The sequence below is a fragment of the Paraburkholderia sp. SIMBA_027 genome, assembly GCF_046535315.1.
In the GTDB taxonomy this organism is placed as follows: Bacteria; Pseudomonadota; Gammaproteobacteria; order Burkholderiales; family Burkholderiaceae; genus Paraburkholderia; species Paraburkholderia tropica.
This window is the reverse complement of record NZ_JAWRWY010001763.1, coordinates 1-229: the sequence shown is the minus strand read 5'-3', so window position 1 is coordinate 229 and position 229 is coordinate 1. Positions and strand designations below refer to the sequence as shown.

Below are 229 nucleotides of genomic sequence, written 5' to 3'. Positions count from 1 at the left end.
TCGTTTCCGGATTATTGGGATAGGGCGTTCCCGCGGAGCAGTAAAGGATCTCGGCCGCGATCTTCGAGAAGGACGCGAAGAAGTGGTTGGTGGATTTGATCACCAGGATCTTCTGCTTCGCGGGATCAATGCCCATCACCGAGAACAGGCTGGGGTCGAAGCTCTGCGCCCGCGTCGAATTCAGGATGATATCGATGCCATCGAGCACGATATGAGCGGAATCGCCGAA

1 protein-coding gene is annotated in these 229 nt (G+C 55.9%); it reads right to left on the bottom strand.

The annotated features are described in order from the left end of the window. Positions 1 to 229, bottom strand: a 229-nt coding sequence (locus SB764_RS45215) for an MlrC C-terminal domain-containing protein (RefSeq protein ID WP_410867467.1), incomplete at both ends; no start/stop codon positions are given.